The following is a 6,278-nucleotide window of genomic DNA, read 5'->3' as shown; positions in this document are numbered from 1 at the left end:
TGTCAAGTAAATTATCACAAAATCAAAAAACTACCAGATCAATTTTTGGTTTAAACATATACAAAATGCTGATAAGGGGACTTTTGAAGTCCCCTTATTTTATCACGCATAATTATGCCCATTATATTGATTCACTGTAGCAGGCGTTTTCAATATTTTTGTGTTAAGATAAATGAAAAAAGAGCATCGGCTATATTGTAAGGCGGGAAGAGGACACGGGAGGGGATCGATTAATGTTTGATTTAAAAAAAGTCTTGTCACAACTTAATATAACCGAAGAATATTTTATAGATAAATTAGGCATTCCGGCCTCTTATTTTACGAAAGTCATAAACGAAAAGAACCCGGAAAAGCAGTTTGAATTATACAATTCGTTTTTAAGAATTAAATTTGAGGAGGAGTTATTTCTTGAATTAGGTGATTTTTACGGGGAATTCTTCCCCAGCAAGCAGAAGGCGGAGAGTTTCATCAAGAGTATATTATCTTTTCAAGATAGCAATATCCCCAGGAGGATGATTAATTCAATTACGAGGCTGATTTCTCTGGCGGATGATATAGAACAAATAAGGAAAGGTGATTTTGGATTAAAAATCTTCTTTATTGTGGTTTGCATCGAAGCCCTGAATGTACTTGCCGGGAAAAAAGATATGAGCAAAATAGATATGTTAATCGATTTCTTTAATAATAAAATTTCAGTCCGGGACAGACAGTTAATCCTGGATAACGTGAAGAGGATTTCATCAAGCGAAAGGCTGACTGAAGAAAATTACGGTGAATATATAAATAGCGCTGTAAATGGAACAATTAAAAAAGACATTGATATAGAGGAATTTGCCTTGATAATTAATAATATGCGCAATCTTTTTGTACACGAAGGGATCGGCTGGGAGTTCACCTTTTCTGACGGCAAGGAACATGCTATGAATATTATAGACTTCCCGCAGAAGCAGTACAGGGGATGGGTAAACCAGGAAAGGATCTATGACGTCAATCTTAAATACTCTGATTTTAGAATGATCTGTGTTAAGGGTTTGATCAACTTTTTACGGGAATATCTTATGATAATTAAACATAACAAAAGATGAGCTGCTTTTTAAAAAGGGCGGCGCCGGTTATTATATGCTGTACTCAAAGCTGCCGGTGTTGACGAGGATCATCTCTTATACAAGGAGGCTTATAGATGATTACATTGATTAAACAGTATTTATTATATTTAACACGCTGGCAGTTAAGTTCACCAATATTAGCATTATGTTTAATGTATTTACATTTTGGAGTTACCTGGAATACAGTTATAGCTAATCTTATCGGCGGGCTAATTTTCTTTTGGGCGGACAAATTTATATTTACATCAAAAGCTATGAATCCTCAATGGGAAGTGGCGGAAGATATTGTTTGCGCTGATTGCGGCAAACGTTCCAGAGGTTACAGAATTGTCAGGGCAAAAGGGTATGATAAAACAAAAGATAAATTTCCGGAATATAGATGTGAAAAGTGCAGCACAATCAAGTTTCAAAAACAAAAAGAACAGGGAATTTTTTAAAGCGGAAGTACCAACCAGGACATCCAGTTGGTAAAAAATAATAGAAATTATACTGTTTATGATTATAATATATCAGGAGTACCGCGCTGGAAGTGTTCAAAATATCTGGCTGACTGCAGGTACGTGATACAATTTTTATAATTACAGTTAAGGGATGGTTGTGGAGCATATAGGCAAACCGGTAAAGCGTTTTGATTTTGATGCAAAAGTAGAAGGCAGAGCGCAGTATTGTTCGGACATTCACTTTGAAAACATGCTATATGCCAAAACACTTCGATCTGAATTATCCCGTGCCAAAATAACTTCAATTAAAATTCCTGAAATGCCGGAGGGGTATTTTATTGTTGACCATAGAGATATTCCGGGGGAAAATATAATACCTTCCGTTTATAACGACCAGCCTTTCTTTGCCGGGGATGAAGTGAAATTTATAGGTGAGCCTATTCTGCTTGTCGTGGGTCCTGACAGGCAGAAGGTCCAGGATATCCTGAAAAGTATAAAAGTAAAATATGAACCGGAGAAACCTGTGCTTTCTATCGAAGAGGCTATGGAGCTGCGAGAGGGCTTTATTTTCGGAGATAAACCTTTCTTTGTTGAGTATGAATACTCAAAAGGAAACTTCGAAAAAGCGGTAAGCAGCTCTAAATTTTTCGTTGAGGATGAATTCAGAACAGGATATCAGGAACATGCTTATCTGGAAACACAATCAATGATAGGCGTATATGAAAAGAACTGTATAACTGTATATGGTTCCATGCAGTGCCCCTATTACATTAAAGATGCTCTGAAACAGGCTCTTGGATGGACGGAGGACAGAATACGGGTCGTTCAGCTTCCAACAGGAGGAGGCTTTGGAGGAAAGGAAGACTACCCTTCAATTCCCGGAGTTCACGCGGGGCTTACAGCTATAAAGACCGGGAAGCCGGTCCAGTTAGTTTTTGACAGGCAGGAGGATTTCATTGCTTCTCCCAAGAGGCATCCTTCCATAATTAAAATAAGAAGCTACATTGATGATCATAACAGAATAACAGCAAGGGAAGTCGATATTAAAACTGACGCAGGCGCTTATGCGGGGCTCTCCAGTGTAGTGCTTCAAAGAATCAGCTTCTCGGTATGCGGAGTGTATAATGTTGAAAATCTGAAGGTAACTTCCAGAGCTTATGCGACTAACAATATTGTAACTGGGGCTTTTAGAGGCTTTGGCGGGCCCCAGGCTTTTTTTGCCGTCGAGATGCATATGGAAAATATCGCGGAAAAATTAAATATAGATTCTCTTGAATTAAAGAAAAAGTATTTTTTAAAAAAAGGGGATACGTCGTCTACAGGAGGGCTGTTTAATTACGAAATAAAGCTTGATGAAATAGCGGAAGTCATTGAGAAAAAATCGTCCTATAAAAGAAAGCGCGAGTTGTTTTCTAACGGAAAAGATCAGTTAAGAGGCATAGGATGTTCTATCTTTTTTCATGGCTGCGGCTTTACCGGGGACAGTGAAAAAAAATTGAACAAATCCAAGGTCAGGCTAAAGAAATACAAAGATAATACAGTAGAAATATTTGCGTCAAGCACTGAAATAGGTCAGGGTTCTTTAACAACTCTCAGGAAAATTGTTTCCAGAGCTTTGGGTATTCCCATTGAACAAGTCAAACACCAGTATCCGGATACTTATTGTTGTCCTGATTCAGGACCTACAACTGCAGGAAGCATTGGAAATCAGGAGTTTAAAAAACACGATCGTATTCGCCGGCGGAAGCGACGTTATGGTCAGATATAGAGCCTGGTGCGGAACGGCGGCTGATTTTCCGGAAGATGTAATATTTATCGGGCATTTGGAAGAGCTGCAGGGAATAAGTTTGGATAATAATGCCATCAGAATTGGCGCTTCTGCAACATTTACACAGATACTTGAAGATAAGAGGATCCCTTCTTTTATAAAACTTCCGGTTTCGCAGATAGGTTCTCCATCAATACGCAATATTGGCACAATAGGCGGTAATATATGCAACTCCTCACCAGCGGGGGATACCCTGCCGATGCTGTATGCGCTTGATGCGAAAGTTACAGTTGTTTCTAAAAACAGCACATATACCATTGGAATAAACGAGTTTATTACAGGTCCGGGGGAAAATATTCTCAAGCAGGGGGAGATATTAAAGCAAATCACGATTCCAATTGGGGATTATAACCGGTTCTACTATAGAAAAGTTGGTCAGGGGAGATCAAATACCATCTCCAAAACGTCGTTCTTTGCACTGGCGAAAACAGATGATACGGAGATCCGGGAAGTGAGAATTGCTTTTGGAGCTGTTGCGACAACCGTTGTAAGAAGCCCTCAAAGTGAATCCTATTTGAAAAGTATTCATAAAAAGGAACTTCCCAATGCTATTGATAAAATAAAAGAGCAGTATGGAAATCTAATAAATCCTATTGATGATCTTCGCTCAACTAAAGAGTACCGTAAAAATGTTTCACTGCGAATGTTGAAAGACTTTGTTTTAAAAGAACTAATTAAATAGAACAGATAAGGCATATTTCGTGGTGCGATCAATTTATTTGGTCAACCCTGTAATGAATGAGGCAGCCAAATCTGTAACAGGGGGCTGAAGAATTCACTGTAATGTTACTTCTCCAGAAATATCGGTTTAAGAGGATTACCCCGGATTACCCCCAGAGCTACGGCAAAGTTAAAAAACTATCCAAAAGCCGCAAATTTTTCAGAATGGGTATGGTCAAATCTCTCCCGTTGATGTAAAATAAATCTTATGGACAGAAACGGAGCAGAACAAGACAATAACAACAACCATGTCGCTAACCTCAAAGATCTGATCGTACGACCCATCACTTCCGGAGAGGAGAACGACTGGAATGACATAATGGCCAAGCACCATTATTTAGGCTTTCGCTGCCTGTCAGGCAGGAGCCTCAAATACGTGGCCCTGCTCAATGGCCAGTGGGTGGCGCTAATCGGCTGGGGCGCCGCAGCCTTGAAATGCAGCCCCCGGGACCGGTGGATCAATTGGTCAGCGGAGCGGAAATACGAAAGGCTGCAGTATATCGCCAACAACCAGCGTTTTCTCATCCTACCGGGTATTTTCATCAAGAACCTGGCATCCAAGGCGCTGGCGTTGAATGTCAAACGACTGTCCGCCGACTGGGAAACAGTCTATGGACACCCGATCGTCATGGTGGAAACATTCGTGGACCACAGCCGATTTAAAGGTACCTGTTACCGGGCTGCCGGCTGGGTTCCCTTAGGCACGACAACGGGTTATGGTCGTACAGGCGGCATCTATTACTATCACGGACAGTCAAAAACCGTACTGGTCAAACCGCTGCTCAAAAATGCTGCCACAATTCTATCCGCCCCGTTTCTTCCTTCAGAACTGATAGGAGGAGAACGGGCGATGGTCGATTTAAACACGGTTTCCATTGAGAGCAAGGGAGGGTTGCTGGATTATCTGGCATTGCTGGAAGACTCCCGAAAAAAACGTGGTATCCGACACTCCCAGATATCTATCCTGGCAGTGGCTATCTGTGCCCTCCTTTCAGGAGCGAGGTGTTTTATTTCTATCGGTGAATGGGCAGCTTGTCTGAACCAGGAAACGCTCAAACGCCTGGGATGCCGATACAACGAAAGACTGAAAAAATTCGTCCCACCCAGCGAAAAGACCCTGCGCCTGACGCTGAAAAGGGTTAATGGCGATGAAGTTGATGACCTCATCGGCCAGTGGTTGCTGTACCAATCACAGGACCGGGCGGTGGCTGTTGACGGCAAGACATTGCGTGGCTCCTCTGTGGCGGATGGTAAACCGGTTCACCTGGTATCGGCCTTCCTGCAACATAAGAAAATGGTCATCGGCCAGCGACAGGTGGACAAAAAAAGCAACGAAATTACTGCATTCAAGCCCCTTTTGGAACCGATAGACCTGAAAGGCAGGGTTGTTACAGCCGATGCTATGCATACCCAAGTGGAGCATGCCCGGTTTATCGTTGAAGATAAAAAAGCTGATTATGTCTTTCCGGTAAAGCAGAACCAGGGAAACCTTTTTGAGACCGTCAAGAGCACTAAGAACGAGGATTTTTCCCCCTCCATACCAAACACTGGAAAAGGGGCACGGACGAATTGAAAAACGCACCATCAAAACTGCTCCCGTAAAAAAGGGACAGACAAATTTTCCGTATGCCGCCCAATTTGCCAGGGTGGAAAGGTTATTCACGGACTTACACGGCGAAAATCCGAAGAAAGATATCCAATTCTATATCACCAGCCTATCTGCTGAAGAAGCCGATTCACAGGCGTTGCTGGAAATAATTCGTGGTCAATGGTCAATTGAGAATTCCCTGCATTGGGTCCGGGATGTCACCTTTGATGAAGACCGTTCTCAGATCAGGATAGGGTCTGAGCCTCGTGCATTCGCCTCTATTCGCAACTTGGCAATCAGTCTTTTGCATTTGCATGGATTTAAGAATATTGCCGCCAGCCTGCGCAAACTTGGGTGGAATCGCGAACTTGCTCTGTCATTAATTGGCGTTTAGTGTGACTTTGCCGGAGACCTGGGATTACCCCACCAAAAATTCGACGAAAAGGCATTGTAAATATTATAAGAACCTTAAATAGTGGCAGATTAATTTAAAATGATTTTTAAAAACATTGTCGCATATTGTCGTTATATTTTTTATAAAATTGAAAGGTAAAATAGATAAACCTGTATAATTTATACTTATCTAATTATAATTT

Annotated in this window: 6 protein-coding genes; all 6 read left to right on the top strand. The window is 41.4% G+C overall.

The window, feature by feature from the left end; translation table 11 throughout:
- Nucleotides 1-233 precede the first annotated feature (233 nt).
- The 6 genes from DEH07_11520 to DEH07_11495 all read left to right on the top strand — a co-directional run bounded on the left by DEH07_11520 (nt 234) and on the right by DEH07_11495 (nt 6,076).
- Complete coding sequence (locus tag DEH07_11520) at nt 234-1,085, top strand: hypothetical protein (GenBank protein ID HBY05112.1); 852 nt, start codon at nt 234-236, stop codon at nt 1,083-1,085.
- Between the two features lie 95 nt (nt 1,086-1,180).
- Complete coding sequence (locus DEH07_11515; protein HBY05111.1) at nt 1,181-1,543, top strand: hypothetical protein; 363 nt, start codon at nt 1,181-1,183, stop codon at nt 1,541-1,543.
- 160 nt (nt 1,544-1,703) lie between these two features.
- Entirely contained in the window at nt 1,704-3,314 is a 1,611-nt protein-coding gene (locus DEH07_11510) for an aldehyde oxidase (protein ID HBY05110.1), read from the top strand.
- Entirely contained in the window at nt 3,208-4,056 is an 849-nt protein-coding gene (locus tag DEH07_11505; protein ID HBY05109.1) for a dehydrogenase, read from the top strand. Before DEH07_11510 ends, DEH07_11505 begins: the two co-directional genes overlap by 107 nt.
- A 246-nt stretch (nt 4,057-4,302) precedes the next feature.
- Nucleotides 4,303-5,667, top strand: a complete 1,365-nt coding sequence (locus DEH07_11500) for an ISAs1 family transposase (GenBank protein HBY05108.1) — start codon at nt 4,303-4,305, stop codon at nt 5,665-5,667.
- Nucleotides 5,588-6,076, top strand: coding sequence for an ISAs1 family transposase (locus tag DEH07_11495; protein HBY05107.1), 489 nt, complete (start codon nt 5,588-5,590; stop codon nt 6,074-6,076). Before DEH07_11500 ends, DEH07_11495 begins: the two co-directional genes overlap by 80 nt.
- The last annotated feature ends 202 nt before the right edge of the window (nt 6,077-6,278 follow it).

The organism is Desulfotomaculum sp. (assembly GCA_003513005.1).
Taxonomy (GTDB): Bacteria; Bacillota; Desulfotomaculia; order Desulfotomaculales; family Nap2-2B; genus 46-80.
This window is presented reverse-complemented; position numbering and strand designations above follow the sequence as displayed.